A 2,021-nucleotide genomic window follows, 5' to 3' on the forward strand; every position below is an offset into this window, starting at 1 on the left:
GTCCAATCCGAAAGTGACCTGGCGGCTGGCATCGTCCTTCCCGAAATCGCTCGACACGATCTATGGCGGTGCGGAAGTGTTCTCAAAAATGCTGTCGGAAGCGACCGACGGCAATTTCCAGGTTCAGGTCTTCGCCTCGGGCGAGCTCGTTCCCGGCCTGCAGGCGGCCGACGCCACCGCCGCAGGCACCGTCGAGGCATGCCACACGGTGGCATATTACTATTGGGGCAAGGACCCAACCTGGGCGCTGGGTGCCGCAGTGCCGTTCTCGCTTAACGCGCGCGGCATGAACGCTTGGCACTATCATGGCGGCGGCATTGACCTCTTCAACGAATTCCTTGCAACGCAAGGCCTATTCGGCCTGCCGGGCGGCAACACCGGCGTGCAGATGGGCGGCTGGTTCCGCAAGCAGATCAACACGGTCGCCGATCTTTCCGGCCTCAAGATGCGCATCGGCGGCTTTGCCGGCAAAGTGGTGCAGAAGCTCGGCGTCGTGCCGCAGCAGATCGCCGGCGGCGACATCTACCCGGCGCTGGAAAAGGGCACGATCGACGCCGCCGAATGGGTCGGCCCTTATGACGACGAGAAGCTCGGCTTCTACAAGGTCGCGCCCTACTACTACTATCCCGGCTGGTGGGAAGGCGGCCCGACCGTGCATCTGATGTTCAACAAGGCCAAATACGAGGAATTGTCGCCCGCCTACAAGTCGCTGGTGCACACGGCCGCGCAAGCCGCCGACGCCAACATGCTGCAGAAATACGACTACCTCAATCCGGCGGCGGTGAAGCGGCTGGTCGCCAGCGGCGCCAAGCTGGCCCCCTTCAGCCAGGAAATCATGGCTGCCTGCTTCGAAAAGGCCAACGAAGTCTATGCCGAAATGGAGGCCAACAACGCGCCGTTCAAGAAGATCTGGGAATCCATCAAAGGCTTCCGCAAGGAGCACTATCTCTGGGCCCAGGTCGCCGAATACAACTACGATACCTTCATGATGGTGCAGCAGCGTAACGGCAAGCTGTAGCCGGGGATTAGCCCTCTCCCCTATGGTGACGGGGAGAGGGCGCTGTCACCGCCGGTTTCGCCAATCGCCAACGTTGCAGGACTTCAGGTCCGGCCCGGCACGACCAGCACCTTGACCTCGCCGGGGGCGGCTGGGTTCGAGATCACCTGCGGCGCCTCTTCGAGTGGCACCTGCCTGGAAATCAGCTTGTCGATCTCGATCGCGCCGGACGCGATGAGGTCCGCGGCGCGTCGATGCGTGAAGGGATTGATGAAGGACCCGAGGACCTTCAACTCCCGGAACAGCACGTCGAAAGGCTCGAAAGCCACCTTCTGCCCCTGCGGCATCACGCCGACGATCACCACCGTGCCTCCGGCCTTGGCAATTCGCATCGACTGCTCGACCGTGTCGCGAACCCCGGCGCATTCCAGCACCACGTCGACGCCGCCCGGCACAAGCCCGGCTTTTCCGGCGATGGCCTCGATGGGATCGACGGCGCTTGGATCGACCGTAGCGGTCGCGCCGAGTTCTTCGGCCAGCGCGCGGCGCGAGGCCTGCCTGGTCGATAGGATGATGGTCGCGGCACCGGCAAGCTTCGCCAATTGCATGGTGAGCAGGCCGATGACGCCGCCGCCGAGCACCACCACCGAGTCGCCGGGCCTGATTCCGGCGAGGTCGATGCCGTGCAGGCAGCAGGCCAGCGGCTCGCAGAAGGCGCCATGCGTCGGCTGGAGGTTGCCGGGCAGGAGGAAGGCCTGGCCTTGCGGCATCACGACATAATCGGCGAAACCGCCGTCCCGGTGGATGCCGATGGCCCTGAGATTGCTGCACAAATTGACGCGGCCGGCCCGGCACTGGCTGCAGCGCCCGCAGGCGATGTTGGGGTCGCCCGTGCCCCGATCGCCGACGGCGATGCCGGACACCGCGTCGCCGACCGCCTCGACGATGCCGCAGAATTCGTGGCCAAGCGTGACCGGCGGCGTGCACGGGAATTCGCCATGGAACAGTGGGCGGTCCGTGCCGC

2 protein-coding genes are annotated in these 2,021 nt (G+C 64.7%); one reads left to right on the top strand and one right to left on the bottom strand.

Translation table 11 applies throughout. The features are described 5' to 3' along the window. Window positions 1-1,018 (top strand): TRAP transporter substrate-binding protein (locus EOA60_RS30630; protein ID WP_128312444.1); only part of this gene is annotated, 1,018 nt, incomplete at its 5' end. 83 nt (window positions 1,019-1,101) lie between these two features. On the opposite strand, the gene EOA60_RS30635 is transcribed toward EOA60_RS30630, so the two are convergent. Beyond that, a partial coding sequence (locus EOA60_RS30635; protein WP_128312446.1) for a zinc-dependent alcohol dehydrogenase family protein occupies window positions 1,102-2,021 on the bottom strand: 920 nt, incomplete at its 5' end.

The sequence above is a fragment of the Mesorhizobium sp. M1A.F.Ca.IN.020.06.1.1 genome (genome assembly GCF_004023265.1).
Taxonomy (GTDB): domain Bacteria; phylum Pseudomonadota; class Alphaproteobacteria; order Rhizobiales; family Rhizobiaceae; genus Mesorhizobium.